The 18,834-nt window shown below is 45.8% G+C and carries 12 protein-coding genes; 8 read left to right on the top strand and 4 right to left on the bottom strand.

Annotation, left to right across the window (positions count from 1 at the left end):
- Positions 1-331 precede the first annotated feature (331 nt).
- Together ACYQ2M_RS12690 and ACYQ2M_RS12685 are read left to right on the top strand one after the other, a co-directional pair.
- Entirely contained in the window at positions 332-2,101 is a 1,770-nt protein-coding gene (locus ACYQ2M_RS12690) for an adenylate/guanylate cyclase domain-containing protein (RefSeq protein WP_459916720.1), read from the top strand.
- 16 nt (positions 2,102-2,117) lie between these two features.
- A complete protein-coding gene (locus ACYQ2M_RS12685; protein ID WP_459916719.1) occupies positions 2,118-3,536 on the top strand; it encodes a sigma-54-dependent transcriptional regulator in 1,419 nt (472 codons plus the stop codon).
- On the opposite strand, the gene ACYQ2M_RS12680 is transcribed toward ACYQ2M_RS12685, so the two are convergent.
- The gene (locus ACYQ2M_RS12680) at positions 3,528-5,366 is read right to left on the bottom strand and encodes a sensor histidine kinase (protein WP_459916718.1); all 1,839 of its coding nucleotides are present in this window, start codon (positions 5,364-5,366) and stop codon (positions 3,528-3,530) included. The genes ACYQ2M_RS12685 and ACYQ2M_RS12680 overlap by 9 nt on opposite strands.
- A 28-nt stretch (positions 5,367-5,394) precedes the next feature.
- A complete protein-coding gene (locus ACYQ2M_RS12675; protein WP_459916717.1) occupies positions 5,395-7,038 on the bottom strand; it encodes an ABC transporter substrate-binding protein in 1,644 nt (547 codons plus the stop codon).
- A gap of 1,087 nt (positions 7,039-8,125) precedes the next feature.
- Here ACYQ2M_RS12675 and ACYQ2M_RS12670 point away from each other — a divergent pair.
- From ACYQ2M_RS12670 to ACYQ2M_RS12660, 3 genes are all read left to right on the top strand, one after another.
- Entirely contained in the window at positions 8,126-8,515 is a 390-nt protein-coding gene (locus tag ACYQ2M_RS12670) for a response regulator (RefSeq protein WP_459916716.1), read from the top strand.
- Between the two features lie 239 nt (positions 8,516-8,754).
- Positions 8,755-10,941, top strand: a complete 2,187-nt coding sequence (locus tag ACYQ2M_RS12665) for a cache domain-containing protein (protein WP_459916715.1) — start codon at positions 8,755-8,757, stop codon at positions 10,939-10,941.
- Positions 10,942-10,946: 5 nt separating this feature from the next.
- Positions 10,947-11,633, top strand: a complete 687-nt coding sequence (locus ACYQ2M_RS12660) for a response regulator transcription factor (protein ID WP_459916714.1) — start codon at positions 10,947-10,949, stop codon at positions 11,631-11,633.
- A gap of 431 nt (positions 11,634-12,064) precedes the next feature.
- Here the strand turns inward: ACYQ2M_RS12660 and ACYQ2M_RS12655 are convergent, their stop codons facing one another.
- Positions 12,065-13,060 carry an FmdE family protein gene (locus ACYQ2M_RS12655; protein WP_459916713.1) on the bottom strand — a complete coding sequence of 332 codons (996 nt, stop codon included), beginning with the start codon at positions 13,058-13,060 and terminating at the stop codon, positions 12,065-12,067.
- Positions 13,061-13,860: 800 nt separating this feature from the next.
- Between ACYQ2M_RS12655 and ACYQ2M_RS12650 the strand changes: the two genes are divergently transcribed.
- From ACYQ2M_RS12650 to ACYQ2M_RS12640, 3 genes are all read left to right on the top strand, one after another.
- Positions 13,861-14,046, top strand: coding sequence for a hypothetical protein (locus tag ACYQ2M_RS12650; protein WP_459916712.1), 186 nt, complete (start codon positions 13,861-13,863; stop codon positions 14,044-14,046).
- A gap of 233 nt (positions 14,047-14,279) precedes the next feature.
- Positions 14,280-15,890, top strand: coding sequence for a long-chain-fatty-acid--CoA ligase (locus tag ACYQ2M_RS12645; RefSeq protein ID WP_459916711.1), 1,611 nt, complete (start codon positions 14,280-14,282; stop codon positions 15,888-15,890).
- A 158-nt stretch (positions 15,891-16,048) separates the two neighbouring features.
- A complete protein-coding gene (locus ACYQ2M_RS12640) occupies positions 16,049-16,549 on the top strand; it encodes a GNAT family N-acetyltransferase (RefSeq protein WP_459916710.1) in 501 nt (166 codons plus the stop codon).
- 154 nt (positions 16,550-16,703) lie between these two features.
- Here ACYQ2M_RS12640 and ACYQ2M_RS12635 read toward each other — a convergent pair whose 3' ends face one another.
- Complete coding sequence (locus ACYQ2M_RS12635) at positions 16,704-18,638, bottom strand: aconitate hydratase (RefSeq protein WP_459916709.1); 1,935 nt, start codon at positions 18,636-18,638, stop codon at positions 16,704-16,706.
- Positions 18,639-18,834 lie beyond the last annotated feature (196 nt).

The following is an 18,834-nucleotide window of genomic DNA, read 5'->3' as shown; positions in this document are numbered from 1 at the left end:
ATAACCTCAGTCAGTCGTCATAATTTTGGTGTGCCAGTGGGGTCAGGATTGTGACAAGTGCTTGTGCATAAAGATGTGGTGCGTGACAGGCTTAAAACGATGCTCAATATCCCCACCCAGGCGGAACAATTCCCACCATAAAACCTTGGGAAAATTAAAATGAAAGCATTGGGCATTTTGTTGTCTTGGGAATCCTTTGCCCTGTATGTCGTTGATTGTATTTTCCTGAATGGCGTGCTACAGATAACAACCAAAGGAGTAAACAATATATATGCCATGATTATGAGGCTTTTTATTGCAAATAAAAGCAACACAGAAAAAACAAATTAGATTGAAAATTTCAAAATTGAACAGTCTCCAGGGACGACTGTTGATCATGGTGCTCCTGCCGGTGTTCTGCATTATTCTTTTATGGGGTATAGCAAGCTTTCTCTACACCCGGGATGCCATGATTCAGCAGTGGAATGAATCGGCCGTATTGAAACTGCAGCGGGCGGCCCATCTAATTGAAATGCGCATGCTCAGGCCCGTTGAGCTCATTGAATTAATGTTTAAAACCATTCCCCGGGGCCAGTCACCACTTTTCAATGAAATGTTGCTCTCTGCGCTGGATGGCCTGGATGGGGTGGTAAATGTCTCCTTTACCTATGCCGAAAAGAAAACGCCTCTACCCATGAAAGATGCCATGGGTATGACATGGAAGCGCATGCAGGCATATCCGCACAGCCGTGTGATGGCCGTGTCCGGGCCGGAATATGAAACCCATGAAGGCGGACCCACCTTTACCCTTAAGCTGAATCTGTTCGATTACCAGCAACAGCTGGTGGGAATCCTTGAAATTCGCATGCGGTTTTCGAATCTGATTGAAGATCTCCATCTGGATCGCATGGACTGGTTCAAGCGTGGAATGGCCTGTATTGTGGACAGTGATCACAAATTTCTTTTTCACACGGATAAGTCAATGGAGGGGCGTATTTTTCTTGGAGATTCCGGCAACGAACTGGAACTGGCCGTTTTAAAAGCCATGAAGAACAAATCCCATGCAACGGTTTCCGGTAAGGGGCACCCACCGGAGCATATTGCAGGATTCTATCAACTGGATAATGTGCCATGGACCATTATTGTCTATGGCCGGGGGGAAGACATCTTAAAACCTATTATCCAGTACCGCAATATTTTTGGCATCAGTGGTCTGTTGATCATTGGAATTGTCATTTTTCTGATTCGTAATCATGTTGTGAAACTCACAGAAAATATTCGCCAGCTTTCGGCCCGGGCCGATCATGTGGCACGGGGGGAATATGGAGAGACCATTCAGATCAACACCCGGGATGAAATGGGCATGCTGGTTGCAAATTTTAATGCCATGGTGGAGGGCCTTAAAGAGCGGGATTTTATCCGTAACTCCTTTGGCCGGTATGTGGATCCTGATTTTGCGCGACAGTTGATGAAACGACCCGATGCCGGTCAGCTGGGAGGGGTCCGAAAAGAGGTGGTGGTGATGATGACGGACATCCGGGGATTTACCCGCATGGCAGAAGGATTAAGTCCTGAAACCACCATTGATCTGTTGAATGCATATTTTTCCCACATCATTGAGATCATTGATGCTCACAAAGGTATTATTGTTGATTTCCTGGGGGATGGTATTCTGGTTTTCTTCGAACCTCGGGATCCGGCAACCCCTGAAACCGCCATTCTGGAAACCCTTGGGAATACCATCCAATGTGCGGTTAAAATGCAGCATCGGATGGTTGCGTTCAACCACAATATCCAGAAAGAAGAAATTCCGGAAATACACATGGGAATCGGTATCCACACAGGACCTGTAATCGTGGGGAACCTGGGCTCTGAAACCCGGAAAAAATATGGCATTGTGGGGTCTGTCGTGAACCTTACAAGCCGCATCCAGTCTACGGCTTTGGGAGATGAAATCGTTATTTCCGATGCCGTTTACCGTCATCTGAAAACGCAGTTGAAGGTTGCGCGATCTTTTGAGGCACAGTTTAAAGGCATAGAAGAACTTGTCTTGCTCCATGTTTTGGAGCTCGCGCATCAGCCCCCGAAGGCCGTTGACAGCTCCCATACGTTAATTACCTGAATTGAAATAAAAGGCCATGGAGATACAACAACATCTAAAATCGGCATCCATTTTGGTGGTGGATGATGATCCTGCAATTCGTGATTCTTTGGAAGAAATTCTGGAAGATACCTATAATGTGACATGCGTTGATAACGGTGCAGAAGCGGTTGAACTGGTTCAAAAACAGGTTTTTGATTTGGTTTTTCTGGATATCGTCATGCCCGAAATGGATGGCATTGAAACTTTGAAGCGTATCAAGTTTGTTGAAAAGGATTTGGACGTAATCATGATTTCAGGTATTGACCGGGCCCAGCAGGCAACAGAATCCATTAGATGTGGTGCTTATGATTATATCACCAAGCCCTTTGACCATGAGGTTATCCTCAATCGACTGGAAAAAGTGCTTCAGACCCGCTCTTTGAGTCGTGAAGTGCACTATCATCGTTCCCTGTCAGAGAAAGAAAATGATTCGGGGAATATCGTCAGCAAATCCAGTTTGATGGAACGGGTCTTCGGGATTATAGACAAGGTTTCCCAGACGTCCAGCAGTGTACTTATCACCGGAGAGAGCGGTACCGGCAAAGAACTGGTGGCCCGTTCAATTCATAATAAAAGCCCACGTAAATCCAGCCCGTTTGTTGCCATCAATTGCGCTGCCATGCCAAGGGAACTTATGGAGTCCGAGTTGTTCGGGTACGAAAAAGGGGCTTTTACCGGTGCCCATAAACAGTCCCAGGGTAAATTTGAATATGCCCATCAGGGAACGATTTTTCTGGATGAAATTTCCAGCCTGGAATCGGAATTTCAGGCAAAATTGCTCCGGGTGCTTCAGGAGCGTGAGTTTACCCGGGTGGGGAGTAACCGCAACGTCAGGGTCGATGTCCGGGTCATTGCAGCCACCAACACCAACCTTTCGGATATGGTTCGGGCCGGCACCTTTCGGGAGGATCTTTTTTTCAGGCTCAATGTGGTGCCGGTGGAACTGCCTCCTCTGAGACAGCGCAGGGGTGATGTGCCTGTTCTTGCTGAATTTTTTTTAAATCGGTTCAACCATGGCATGAGTCGTAATGTTAAAGGCATCACGTCGGCGGCCATGGCGGCCATGGATGCCTATCATTGGCCGGGAAATGTTCGTGAGCTGGAGAATCTGCTGGAACGGATGGTGGTCTTGACCTCGGACCATCAGTTCATTGACGTCAAGGAACTGCCCCTGGAGATTTTTTTCAGTGATGAATCCATTGCAGGCAATAAATCATCCCTGGGGATGGGCAACGGCCTTATTCAGGCCCGGGAGGCTTTTGAACGGCTTTATATACTTAAAGCTCTTCAGACCAATCAGTGGAATCAGACACAAACCGCCATTCAGCTGAAGATTCATCGCAATACCCTTATCCAGAAAATAAAATCTTTGAATTTGAAAAATATGGACACAGGGCGTGAGACATCAACATGATTGGGATGGAAAATCCATGGTAAAACAGCTTCCCTGGTTGAGAGTGCTGGTGGCTCTTATCTCCCCACCATGTTCGGTTATTACCTTCTGGGTGATGGCCAGTCCAAGGCCGGTTCCCTTGTGTTTGGTGGTAAAAAATGGGGTAAAAATGGTGTTGAGGGTTTCCTGTGACATGCCAGGCCCCGTATCCCCAATGGCAATGGTGATACGGGCATTTTTACATGATGCCGCCACCGTGAGTGTACCACCGTCGGGCATGACCTGCATGGCGTTTCGGATCAGGTTGTGAAACACCTTGGCCATCTGATCGGCATCGGCCCGGATTTTCCCTGAATCAGGGGAAAATTTTCGGCTGCAAGTGATGCTGCAGGCATCAAATTCTGCCTCCATAAGTTCCAGTGTGTTTTCCAGAAGTCCGGCAACTTCCAGTATTGTAAAGTTATACTTTGGTGTTCTTGCCAGCTCCAGAAGTTCTTCCACCAGTCCATTAAGGCGGTTGATCTCCCGGGGAACTGTTCTCTGGAATTTTTCAAGGAACCCGGGCTTGTTCACTTTTTGGGGTAACAGGCCTGAAAAGGTTTTGATGGCGGAAAGGGGATTTCTGATCTCGTGGGCAAGACCGGCCGCAATAATACCGATGTCTGCCAGCCTCTGGGCCTTTTGCATTCGGGATTCCAACTGCTTTAATTCCGTGATGTCATGCAGGTTGAATATGACCTCTATGTCTCTGTTGCCCTGTTCCGCAAGAACGCCGAATCCCATCAGTATCACCCGGGGATCGCCATTCCTGTAAATCGTGATTTCCTGTTGAGTGTCGACGTCAGAGTTCTCAAGGATCTGCAGCATGAGGTCATTAAGCAATGGATGTTCATTGAGCACCTTACTTATATGACATCCCCGGGTATCGACATCCCGGGGAATGTCCAATATCATACGGGCCGCCGGGTTCAACTGTCCGACGATGCGCTTTTGAGTAACGGATAAAAGGCCGTCTCCCATGGTATCCAGCACTTTCTCAGAGTATTGCTGCAGTTGGCGGATTTCATTTAGTCGATTTTCCAATGCCTCTTTATGGGATACAATTTCCCTGATCATGGTGGAAAAGTTAGATGCCAGAATTTCGATTTCATCTCCGGTCTGGATATGAAAATTTTGTTCCAGATTTCCCCTGGAAGCCTCAACTGTCATATCCACCAGTGTCTGGAGGGGGTCTGTAATCCTTCCAGCGGCCAGGTTGGCAATAAAAACACCGATGAAAAGGGCGATAAAGCCCAGTCCCATAATGATCCATCGGGTCTGGTGTATCTGCTGGTTCATGGGTGCAAGGGACAGACTGACCCTTATGGTTCCCCAACGCATTCGACTGTCCCCCAGAATAACAGGAAACGAAATATTCATTGCCGGTGTATCCTTTGGTCCGGATATTGTTTCATTGGTCTGGGCTGTTTCTGCTTTAAGGGCAATACGGCTCATCTCATCGGTGAGGGATCGGTTCTGAAGATCCGGTCGTTTGCTGAAACCCGCTACCTTGCCTTCCTTGTCGTGGATTACCACATAAAGTACATCTGGGTTGTCAGCTGCCCGGTTTGCTGCTTTTTCAAGGGCGATATAGTTGTAGGTCATCAGATCATCCCTGACAACAGCGGCAAGGTTACGGGCAATGGACAGGCCCTGGGTTTTTATGCGGTTTCGAATGGTCTTGCTTTGAAGCGATCCTAAGACAAGGCTCAGGGAACCCAGCAGCAGAAACAGCATCAGGGATATCATGATAATGAATCGATATCGAAGGGGAATGAAAACGATTTTCCGGTGGTGGTCTGGCTCGGGCATTAAAGCGGGACTCCATGTGTTTTTCAGTTCAATGCGGCTGATCCAGCCAGATGTGGTTCAACGTCATGGTGTGGGCACCAAGGGCACTGATCATGATACCTTTGACATGGGGTTGATATACCTGGTCTACGGCCATGTAGAACATGGGGATTAATGGAAACTCTCCAAGGATTTTGGATTCAATGTTTCGGTATATACCGGAACGCTCAACCGGATCAACGGTCTTTCTTGCCGTGGTAAACATGCTGTCAACGGTCTCGTTGTGAAACCGCATGAAATTTACGGGTGAATCCGAGCCGAACAGGGCGTACAGGAAATTGTCCGGCTCAGGCATATCTGCAAACCAGGCATAGCGATAGATCTGCACCGCATCGGATTTGAGATATGCTTCAAAATCAGCCCAGTCTGTTATGTATTTGATACGTACCTGTATGCCCAGTTTATTCCATGCCGCTTTGACAAGGGCCAGTTCCGCCGTTGACGAAGGCGATCGGGTGGCAGAGACGATTTCAAGTGACAGTATGTTTTTCGCATCTGCTTTCATTGCCTGTTGGACCAGTTTCAGGGCCATATCCATATTGCTGGCCTTCAGCTGATTTTCAGGATGGTATCCCGGCATGCCCGGTGGGAGAATAGTGGTGGCCATATCGTATTGCTCATCGTATATACGGTTGACAATGGCTTGTCGATCAACGGCCAGTGCCAGTGCTTTTCTTAGATCTTTGTTTTTCAGGTGGGGATGCCGGGTGTTCATGCCGTAAAAAAAAAGGCTTAGAGAAGAGCGGTGAAACCATTGAAGGTTTGTCGCTTGGGACAGCTCCAGGCGGGCATTTCCGAATACCGGCATTTCGTCAAGATGCTTGGCTTTAAAATCCGTTAAGATTTGTGTGTCTTGGCCGCCGGGATAAATTTTATACTCAATTCCGTTAATAAATGCCGGATGGGCATAATAATCAGGAAAGCGTTCAAGGCGGATCACGCGGTCATTGTCCCACGAAACAAAGCGAAAGGGACCACTTCCCACCGGTGTCAGGCCAAAGTCCTCACCCAGTCGCTGTGCTGCGGCACGGGGGATGATTTTAGCGTAGCACATGCCAAGTGCCGTGAGAAAGGGAACATGGGGCTGAGTAAGCCGAACCACAAGCGTCTGGTCATCCACCGCCACCAAACCTGACACCTTTTCAGTTTGGTTTTCTCTAAATTCTTTGGCACCTTGGATTTTCAGCAGATGTGGCAGTATGACCGCAGCATGTTCAACCCGTAGCAGGCGGGTGAGGGAGAAAATAACATCATCAACCGTCACTGGCGTTCCATCATGGAAAACGGCATCGGGGTGAAGGTGGAATCTGTATACGTTGCCATTTTCCTCCACCTGCCATGTTTTTGCCAGGGCAGGCATGATGGAAAGGTATGGATCAAACCGGACAAGTCCGTCAAACAACTGATGGGCAATTGTTTCACCATACCAGTCCCGGACTTTTGCAGGATCAAGTGTCGCCGGATTACTCCTCAGGGGAATACAGTATATACCACCTGAGATTTCAGCAGTCGTTTTTACCTCTTTTGTATCAGAATCCTTGTCTTGTGTGTTTGTGCAGGCGCTGATAGCCAGAATGCATGTGGCAAAAAGGAAAAAAGCACGCAGATAGCAGGATGGTGGCATGGAAATCATTACTTCTCCAAATGCGCTTGTGATTCAATTGTATGAGCATCATTAAAGAAAAGAAACGCTACCACAGATACTTGATCAATGCAATAGATGGCGTGGGTTTTCAGCAATTATTGCATTGCATTTAACCGAGTCCTTTGACTTCTAAATTTTGACTTCTAAATATGGGGAGATATGGGCGGGAAAATGACCGGGAAGACTGATATGATATCAATCTTCCCTGGCAGATCATCAGACTGAAAGCTGCAGTATGGATCGTTTTTGTGTTTTCATGGACGGTTATGGTCCGCCACCGCCTGTTGCCAGGACAGGTGCGGCAAAGCTTGCAACCAGAACGCCGATAACAAATAATTGAACCATGATTTTTTTCATTGTGGACTCCTTTTTTTAGTGTCGTTGATGTTCATCAATGGATCGCTTTCATTTTGTTTGACTCTTTATAAGAGCAAGGGGTGTGCCACTAAAAAAAAATGATATTTTATTTTATAAGCACTTGATATTAATAACTAATGCCGTCTAGGTTAATCCAGGGTGTTTTTGGAAAATGCACAGATTTATGTGCACCCCTTGTGGACATTAAAACCGCTTTAAAAGAAATGGGGAGCGGATGGTATGGAATATTTCGTAATGCACATAAATATGTGCATCATGCATATAAAGGTGGGCAATGTATTTGTGCTGGAATTATTGGATGTTAGCAGATTGATGTGATGTTTTTTAAATGTTTGTTTATAAAAATATGCAATTGATAAAATTACTTTTCCGCTGTTCACATACCGATGTTTTGTCTGAAAAATCATAGAATCAAGTCCTTTGCAGGAGGGGAGGGGATGCTGTGTGGTGTTGGAATGTAATTTGCAATACTAAATTCTTTACTGAAACTTGATGTTCAACTTTTTGTTGGCTGATATTGCTATAACGGGGTCTGACTTGTGTTATGAGGGGTATCCACCAAGCCCGGTACGAAACCAAAACACCATGGACAATGTCCATAACCCAAGCCTGACCACTCCTTCACATTGAGTTATATGTGATCTTGAGTCTACAGATGTGTTGTCCCATGGTTTCCAAAGAATAATGGAGTTGTATTATGCAAAATACCGGAACTGAAACCATACTGTTTGTGGACGACGATGAAACCATTTTGATATTGGTAAGGCTTCAACTTGAAAGATTCGGGTATACTGTGATCACCTGTTCTTCGGGGGTAGAGGCCCTTGGACTGTTTAAATTACATCCTGAAAAATTTGATCTCATGATCAGCGATATGGGCATGCCGGAAATGGATGGATATCGCCTGATACATGAAATAAGAAAAATACGCGCCAGCATTCCCATTTTACTCTGTTCCGGTTCCGATGAAGAGATCCTGGGCAATGATATTGAAGATGATATAGCTGATGGTTTTTTATCTAAACCATTTACAATGCATGAAATATCATGGGCTGTCAGATCTCTGCTTGATAAACCTCATTCATAGACCTTTTTTAATGTTTGCTTCTCTTCGTTTTTTTAAGACCACCTTTCCCAAACGCCTCAGCTATAAATTTTTCGGAGCTTGATGACAAGATCGACCTGATCTCAAGCTCCCTGCCCAAAAGGTGCTCCTTGAGTCTGGACATTGACAATCCTTCATAAAATATATAATCATTACAATGATTGCGTTTGTCAGTAACAGTTGAAGGGATAAGAGAACCGAACCATAGGCATGAGGCTTTTATGAAATCCATTATTAATTGTTTTCAGGATAAGCCCATTCGCCTCAAGATGTTTTATACCTATTCCCTCATCGTTTTAATTGCGGTGCTTTCCGTGGGAGGCAGCGTCTATTATCAGGTCAGTAAAACCATTGCCGGCAATATTGAAAATGAACTCTCCAATGCCACCGCAACCCTCCTGAAACTTGTGGAAACCACCGCAAAATCATCCATTCGGAACTATCTGAGGGCTGTGGCTGAAAAAAATCTTCAGATTACATCCTTTTATTATGGCAGGGTGCAGAACGGTATGCTGTCCGAGGCAGAAGCAAAATTGCGTTTACAGGAGATTTTTTTCACCCAGACCATTGGAACAACCGGATATATTTATTGCCTAAACTCCCAGGGGATGGCAGTGATGCATCCGGACAAAGGCGTGGAGGGGATCAATTTTTCCCAATTCAATTTTATTCAGAATCAGATATCCCGCAAAGAAGGTTATCTTGAATACATGTGGAAAAACCCCAAGGAAGAACATCCCCGGCCCAAGGCTCTTTACATGACTTATTTTGCACCCTGGGACTGGATTATCTCGGTTACTTCATATCGTTCTGAATTCAATCAACTCATCAATATCTCTGATTTCAGGGACAGTATACTTTCTCAGACATTTGGAAAAACAGGCTATAGTTATGTTTTGTTCAGTAACGGAGATGTGGTGATTCATCCCCATTTTTCAGGTAACCTGTGGGATACGCCTGATGCCAATATTCGCGCCATGGTCCGACGTCAGTGCGAAACCAGAAACGGCAAACTGTTTTATTCCTGGAAAAATCCCGGTGAAAAAAAGTTTCGTGATAAGCTTGTCATATATAATTATATCAAGGAATATGATTGGATTGTCGCGTCCACCAGTTATCTGGAAGAATTTTACGCGCCACTGCAATCGGTTAGAAATATTATGGTGACCACAATCCTGGCCATTCTCATACTTATTTTTCCTGCCACATTTATCATCGCAAGGGGGATTACCCGTCCGCTTCAGGAACTGGAAAAAAAGCTTTCACAGGTGGCGGATGGTAACTTTTCCGTACGAATGGAGAGTAAGACAAAGGATGAAATCGGAAAACTGGCGGTTTATTTCAACCATTTCATGGAACAGCTGGCAATTTACAGCCAAAAAATTGAAACGGAAATTGACGATCGACGCAGGACGGAAGAACTCTTTTTCAAAGCATTTCATGCCAGCCCCAGTGGTGTTTTTATTGTGAATATCAACAATCATCTGCTCATTGATGCCAATCGAAGTTTCTTGAATTTCATCGGTTATCAGCATGATGAGGTGGTAAATAAATCATTAAGGCACCTTTCCATGTTTCGCCATTCCGCCAGCTTTGTCCAGATTGCAGATCTTTTAAATCAGGACGGGCGGGTGAGGGACATGGACGTGGAATTTGTCAATGCCGGCGGCAGTACCCGCCTGGGTGTGATTCATGCGGAAACGGTTCATATCTGGGGTGAGCGCTGTGTGCTGTGTAATGTGGAGGATCAGACGGAGACAAAGCGACTTGAACGGGAAATCATTGATATCAGTGAACGTGAACGCCTGCAGCTGGGACAATATCTCCATGATGATCTTTCTTCCCACCTGCTGGGAATAGAAGTCATGCTCACGGTGATTCTGCGAAAATTATCAGATTATGGATACAGCGATGTGGAATCCGTTGACAAGGTCCGTCACCATGTAAAAGAAGCCATTGAAAAAACATATCGGATTTCCCGGGGACTTTGCCCCACCCACATTGCCGAAAAGGAGCTGGAATTGACTTTGATGGCCTTTTGCCGGGACATTGAGCAGATTTATGATGTTTCCTGTCGCCTTGAATATGGTGACGACTCCATTTCCCTGAAACCCCAGATGGCCACCCACATTTATTATATTGCAAGAGAAGCCGCCTACAATGCCGTGAAGCACGGAAACGCCCATAATATAATCCTCAGGCTTTTGAATACCGGAACCACCGCCACCTTGGAAATTCATGATGACGGATGCGGGTTTTCCAGAGACATTGAAGGCAGGGGCATGGGGCTCCGGATTATGCATTATCGTGCGCGAAGGATTGGTGCTGCACTTGATATCAGGCCTGATAGCGGGGGCGGTACCCATATATCGCTGACCTTTAATCTTATACCCACGGGAGTGGAATAATTTCGATGACAGATGCACGCAACTTTAAAGATGTCCGGCATATTTTTATCGTGGAAGACCATCCGATTTTCAGAAAAGGCCTGGCGGATTTAATTGAGCAGGAAGAGGATTTTAAAATCTGCGGAAGTGCTGAGGATGTTTCCAGTGGATTTAATGCCATTGTTAAATTGATGCCGGATTTAGTCATTCTTGACCTGGCACTGAAAACCAGCAATGGAATGGACTTGCTTGACCAGCTTAAACCAGAATATGGGAGCATACCAATATTGATTCTGTCTACCTACGATGAGCAGATTTATGCTGAACGCTGTTTGCGGGCAGGGGCACGGGGTTATATTAATAAAAAAGAGGCCTCTGATTCAGTGATTCATGCCATGCGGCAGATTTTTAATGGTAATGTGTTTCTCAGCGAACGCATGACAGGTGCTATTTTAAACAAATTTCATAAAAGAGCGGATAGCCTTTCTACTTCGCCGGTGGAAGTGCTTACCAACAGAGAACTTGAGGTATTTACCCTTATTGGCAATGGGATGGTCCCTGCTGCCATTGCCCAGCGCCTTCATTTGAGTGCAAAAACAGTTTATTCCCACACCGAGCGGATAAAGGATAAACTGGGTATCAGACATTCTCCGGAGTTGGTGCGATTTGCGGCCCTTTGGGTGGAAAATGGCATGGGCCGTAAGGCCCGATGATCTTGTTTGTTGTGCTTGCTCACAACATCGGCCACTATGGGGAGCATGACCCATCTTATGATCAAGCCCGGAAGTATCTATCTATTTTTGGCATCCTTCAAAAGTAGTTTGTACTTTCTGCGGCCATTCCCTATTTTTTGGTATTTTTCCCCAAAAAAATGTAAAGCACTTTTGAGCTTATATGAAGGATGTCCTATTTTTCATACCTTCTTTGGTAAAAAGTGATTTTCTGGCTACACGATTTTTAATCGCTGAAAGGTGCTGTAATAAATAAGGCAGGTTAGATATCTCCTGATACACAATAATATATTGCCTGTTGGAATAGTATGGAGCCCGTGCCGAAGAGGGTGGTTCTGACTTAAACCGATGTAACCCGCAACCGAAACAAAGTTGGCCAAGTCAGATCCACCCCCGGACTTGTGTGGGGCGTGTTATCGGGTTAATCCTATTAGTTCATAGGGATTGGAGCCGGCCGTAACCATTTTTTCGTATAGATCCCCTGTCATTGCAAAAGTGCCGGAGATTGTTACAAATTTTTCGGGTTGATCCAGGAATTTCAGCAGAGCAAAGGCCATGGCGGGTTTGGCACTCTCCTTGGGAACAAGGGCCTGGACCTTGCTGAAATCAAAGGAAAAGACAATAACTTTTCCAATATTGGTTTTTTTGTCGGCGATGAGCACAATGGCAGCAGGGTTATCAATGGTGATTTTCTCCTTTTGTGCCTTGGTCAGTTTTTTTACGATCATGCCGCCTTTGCCGGGTGTGGTATCGAGCATGGCCATGAATGCATCTTCCTTGCACCACACCGGGCAGGAGATAATGGTGTACTTTTCTCCTTTTTTTAGCGGATAGTCTCTTTGAATCATCCTTGCAATGAGATATCCTGAGGTTATGCCGGGGCAGATATGGTTGTGCAGTTCGGCACACTTAAAATAATCATAGGGTGCGCCAAGGGCCCAGGAACCGGCAATCGTGGAAATGGTGAATAGATCAGGGCCGCAGAAACGGTCTTTATTCTCCCAGAACGATTTTTCGGAAACTGTTGCCGGAGAGAGATTCATCGTTTCCTTTATTTTTTTTTCATCGCTCCATGTAATGATGGCAGCATCTCCGGTGGTTTTATGGAACAACGTGATGCTGAGGGGATTTGTCTGGGGCCTTTGGAAAAATAGCATATTCTGTCCGCCGGTTGTGCAGCCTGTCATCTGTTCCAACAGTAGCACCTTTTCAATGCCGAAGGTGTTGTCCTGCCTGAGGTAGGGGGCATTTGTCACCACCAGCAGATCCGGAGCCCCTTTTTGAACATGGATCTCCTCCATACCTTGTCTGATCATCTGTTTCAGATCAGGTTCAGCAGCATTGGCCTGTACCAGAGCAACCATGAAAACAACGATCACCAACATAAAATTCTTAAAACAGCGCTTCATTACTAAATCCTCCATATGTTAAGTTTTGGGCATGATTATAATACCAGCCACTCGTCACAATTGCCGGTGTTTTAATCAAGCTCTAAGTTTTCACTTGATGAGTTCAAGTCAATCTGTTTTTACGAATAACGACCCTGGTAAGCCCCCTATGTTGTGATTGAAGTTTAAGCTATTATTTTCCAGCCTGCTGTATAAAATTTTACATAAAAAGCCGACCCCAAAAAAAAAGCCACAAAGGTATGACAGATATAACATCCGTCCATTACCTTCGTGGCATTTTTGTTGGGCCCGAAACTCAACGCCATGGGATAATCAGCGTTGATGAGCACTTGTTTGTTTATCGAACCACTTTTAAAAAGTAGTTATAAGGCTATATTTCCAAAGTCATCTTCTTGATGAATTATGAGCAGTGTGTAATAAATAAAAATCAGCTTGTCAATGCTTTTTGAACGATATTTCTGAATGAGTTGACCGTGCGCCGTAAATTACAGTGGTCTCGGTGGTAACGGAGCTAAAGTCCAATGAAACAGATAGATCTATTCAGCTGAAATGTAAAGTTGTGGTGAAGATCTCAGATCAGACATCTAAGGATGCCTGTTCTTTTATATTGTCATATCGTGTGTCAAACGGACAAAGAAGTGATAATAAAATTTCGGAAAACAATTCTCCCGGAAAGGGGGGATTACGGCTGACCTGACCGTATTGGATACAGTGACTGGCTGAAAAGAAACCCAGGCGATTTTTCAACCGTACGATGCCCTTGCCAGCGAATGCATTTGCTGGCAAGGGAGAGAAAGACAATGGGTAAATTACCTAATGGTTTAAGAGAAAACTTCCCAGAACATTTGCGGCAACCTGCCCATGAAAATTTCAGAATTTCCCCAATTTACATTGTACTAGGTGATCTGCTACTTGTAAAATCAACGAATCCTAATGAAATTCCTTTCCACCGGGGCATGCGTTTAACAGCCGATGATCATAAATAGTATAGCGGTTGACGGTAAATTTTCTTTTGCCTGCCCCACCCACTTGTGGGAGCCAAAATCATGATAAGGGAGTCGGATTTTATTGATTTACCATTTGTCAGTCCCGGGTTGCTCAATTCTATGCATGTTACCCCGGGAAAACGGTAAATTAAAAACAGCCGGATCCCTAAATTCCGCAATGGCAGATGTCATGATAAGGCTCTTTAACAATTCAGCTACAGGAGATGATATTGATGGCTTTTTCAACAGTAAATTACGAATTGCAGACGCCGGTGAACTTTATTAAACGCAGTGCAGAAGTCTATCCTGAGAAGCTGGCCGTGGTGAATGGCACCCAGCGCTTCACCTACAGTCAGTTCAATCAACGGGTGAATCAGCTGGCAAGTGCACTGAAGAATATCGGCATCGGAAAGGGCGATAAGGTCGCCTTTATTTCGCCCAATATCCCCCCCATGCTGGAAGCCCATTTTGCTGTTCCCATGATCGGTGCTGTTCTTGTTTCTGTCAATATCCGCTTATCTTCCCAGGAAGTGGGGTATATCCTCAATCATTCGGATACCGTGGTGTGTTTTGTGGACAATGAGTTTGCAAATCTGGTACTGCCCATCCTTGACCAGGTGCCTGCTATAAAAACCTTTATCAATATTTGCGATGCCGGAGAGGGATGTCCTCTGGCGGGTACCGATTACGAGTCGTTTCTTGAAACCGGTTCAACCGAAGATGTCCCTGTGTCGGTGGAAGATGAGCGTGACGTTATCGCCCTTAATTATACCAGTGGCACCACCGGAAAACCCAAAGGGGTCATGTATCATCACAGAGGGGCCTATTTGAACGGCCTTGGTGATTGCCTGGAAATGGGAATGAACAGTGATTCCGTTTACCTGTGGACCCTTCCCATGTTTCATTGCAACGGCTGGTGTTTTCCCTGGGCCGTTACTGCGGTGGGGGGAACCCATGTGTGTCTTCGCAAGGTGGACCCGGCGGAAATCATTGGCCTTCTGGAAACAGAGCAGGTTTCGCACATGTGTGCCGCTCCCATTGTGCTGATAGGGATTACCAATCACCCGGCATCCAGTGGTTTGAAGTTGGACAGGCCCCTGGAAATCGCCGTGGGCGGGGCGCCTCCGTCACCAACAATTATCCAGCAGATGGAACGGATTGGTGCCAATATTACCCATGTGTATGGTCTGACAGAAGTGTACGGTCCTTATACGGTCTGTGCCTGGCATAAGCACTGGGACGAACTGCCGGAACAGGAACGTTCAGTGGTACGGTCCCGCCAAGGTGTGGCATACACGGTGAGTCAATTCCTTGATGTTGTTAATCCTGATACCATGGAACCTGTGCCCCGGGACGGAAAGACCATCGGTGAGGTTGTCATGCGGGGAAATATTGTGATGCTGGGATATTATAAGGATGAAGACGCAACGGAAAAGGCCTTTTTCGGTGGGTGGTTTCATTCCGGCGATCTGGCGGTCATGCACCCGGACAACTATATTCAGATCATGGATCGTCAAAAAGATATCATTATTTCCGGTGGGGAAAATATTTCCACTGTGGAAGTTGAAAATGCGATTTATCAGCATCCGGATGTGCTTGAGGTGGCTGTAGTGGCTGTGCCGGACAGCAAGTGGGGCGAAGTGCCCAAGGCCTTTATTACCCTTAAAAACAATTCAAATACCACGGAAACCGATATTATTTCCTTTTGTAAAGACAACCTTGCACGTTTTAAAGCCCCGAAATCCATTGCGTTTTGCGAACTGCCGAAAACTTCCACAGGAAAAATTCAAAAATTCATGCTCCGGGATAAGGAGTGGGGCGATCAGAAACAGCGCGTGAATTAAAAAATGAGGTGGCCCCCCTTTTTTTGAATTGCTATATTGACCTTCGGGGGAAACCCCCGGAAGTCAATATAGGGTTCTCAATTTAGCATCAGCGTCTTGCCTCTGCTGGCGTGGGTAGGTAAGGCGGACTAAATTTTATTCAAGGAAAGGAGACAGGTGTGGAAGCCATAAAAACAAAAGATCCAAGGTTCAGCATCAGATTTGCCCAGCCGGACAATGCGGGGATCGTAGTGGCATATATGAGGAAACTTGGTGCCTATCAGAAAATGGAGGACAAAATCATTGCATCACAAGGGGAGATGCAAAAGATATTGGCCGAGAAAAGAGGGGAAGCTGTTTTTGGTGAATATGATGGAGAAATTGTTGCTTTTGCTTACTTCTACAATAATTCATCTGCCTTTATCGGACAACGGGGAATGTATATAGACGGTTTTTACGTTGATGAGAAGATGAGATTCAAGGGACTTGGAAAAATCACCATGGCTTTTCTTGCAAATCTTGCCATTAATAGAGGATGTAAACGTCTGGAGTGGGGGTGCCTGGACTGGAATGAAACATCCATCAGGTTTTATAAAGAGATGGGGGCCTTTTGCGTTGACAATATGCGCATTTACCGGTTTGCTCCTGACACCTTGAAAAAGGTGGCCAAGCAGTTTTAAAGCCTTCCCATAGGCGTTTCACAGTTGGCTGGGAATAATGGGGAAATAGAGGGCGGTCTCCCCCCTATTTTCCCCTGGCCCATCATGGGATCTCTATGGGGGCTGCTGCTTTAGCATAAACCCATGTGATGACCACCTCCGGGAGAACGGTTCATCACTGATGCCGAGTATGGTTCAGCAGCCCTCCGGCCAACAAAATTTTCTTTTGCCGGTCTGAAAGTTGACAAGAAACTGTCATGGTGAAATTTTGAGTTTTATTCAGAACACATATGGTATCGGGATTTTCCAAAGCAGTTCCGATGGCCTTTACTTCCAGACAATCACCGGCAGTTATCTTGTCATAATCTCCAGGATCATTGAAAATAAGGGGCAGAATTCCAAAATTAACAAGGTTTGCTGCATGTATCCGTTCAATGCTTTTAACCAGCACCATCTTGATGCCCAGATACATGGGACACATTGCGGCATGTTCCCGGCTGGAACCCTGCCCATAGCTCTCTCCTGCCACAAGGATATTGTGACGCTGTGCCTTTTTATTGATAAGACAACGCTCTGAAAAATCAGCGTCAATATGCTCAAAAACGTAACGGGCATAGGTTTCAATATTGCTTCGGTATTTTAACCGGGGGCCGGCGGGCATAATATGATCTGTGGTGATGTTGTCTTCCAATTTGAGCATCACCTCCCCTGCAATATAGGGGGGCAGGGGGTCGTTTTTCGGGGGAGTACCGATATTTGGTCCCCTTAAAATTTTAATATCTTCGTTGGTTTTAGAAGGAAAAACAAACAAAGAATCATCAATGGAGAAGGCCTCCGGATCCATCACTGTGGGATAAGATACATGGGTATCTTCCGGACGTGTGACTTTGCCGTTAAGGGCTGAAAGTGCTGCAATTTCAGGGCTGACAAGGTATATTTCAGCCGTCTGAGTGCCGCTTCTTCCTTCAAAATTTCTGTTGGATGTCCTCAAAGAGATGCCATGACTTCCAGGGGAGAAATGATTTCCAATGCAAAAGCCACAGGCATTCTCCAGAATTCTGGCACCGGAATTGATCATCTTTAATAATGTACCATTCTGGGTAATCATCTGAAAAACCTGCCGTGATCCCGGGGCGATTCCCAGACTTACATTTCTGTGCACAGTATTTCCATCCAGGATTTCACCCACTGCTGTCATATCCCGGTATGAAGCGTTTGTACAGGAGCCAATGCATACTTGATCCACTTTCATCCCTTCCAGCTCTCTTATGGATTTTATATTTCCCGGAGAATGGGGACACGCGGCCAGAGGTTCAAGTTGTGCCAGGTCAATATCCAATATTCTTTCATACTGTGCCTGGGGGTCCGCTTTCAGCTCGATCCAGTCCGATTCTCTCTGCTGGGCCTTTAAAAATGTCCTGGTATTGTTATCTGAAGGGAAAATCGACGTCGTCACCCCCATCTCTGCCCCCATATTGGCAATGGTTGCCCTCTGGGGAACGGATAGTGTCGCTACCCCCTCCCCCCCATATTCCAGGATGACTCCCACATTTCCCTTTGTTGAGAGAATGGACAACATTTTCAGCACAATATCCTTTGCCGTCACCCATGGCCGCAGCTTTCCTGTCAAATTAACTTTATAGACCTTGGGACACAGGGTATAAAAATTACCCCCCCCCATGGCAACGGCAATGTCCAGGCCACCCGCCCCAATGGCCAATTGTCCGATTCCCCCGCCTGTGGTGGTGTGCGAATCACTTCCCAAAAGGGTGGTCCCGGGTTTGCCGAATCTTTCCAGATGAACCTGGTGACAGATGCCGTTCCCTGCCCTGGAGTGAACCACGCCAAATTTTTGTGTCACACTTTGCAGGTAGGCATGATCATCGTTGTTTTCAAATCCGATCTGGACGGTATTATGATCCACATAGGAGAGGGACAAATCGGTTTGAACCTTGTCTAACCCCAGAGCTTCAAACTGTAAGAATGCCATGGTACCCGTGGCATCTTGGGTCAACGTCTGATCGATTCTTATCCCTATCTCTTTGCCTATGACATATTCACCCGCTTTGAGGTGAGCCTTTAAAATTTTTTCTACAATATTTTGCGCCATCCATCTGTACCTTTTGTTTTTTTATATGAAAGTCTCACCAATATGCTGGAATTAAAGAACTTTCTTTTTTCGTTGTGGCAGGTTCTTCTGCCATGTATGTTTATAAGAAACTCCGTCCAAAGTGCTGTAATAATGAGAGTTTCAACTTTCGTTGTGGCAGGTGTTTACTGCCATGTATGTTATATGAAAAGGTAGT

The sequence above is a fragment of the Desulfocicer niacini genome, assembly GCF_054657595.1.
Note: the sequence above shows the minus strand (reverse complement) of the source record. Positions and strands in the feature narration are given on the sequence as shown.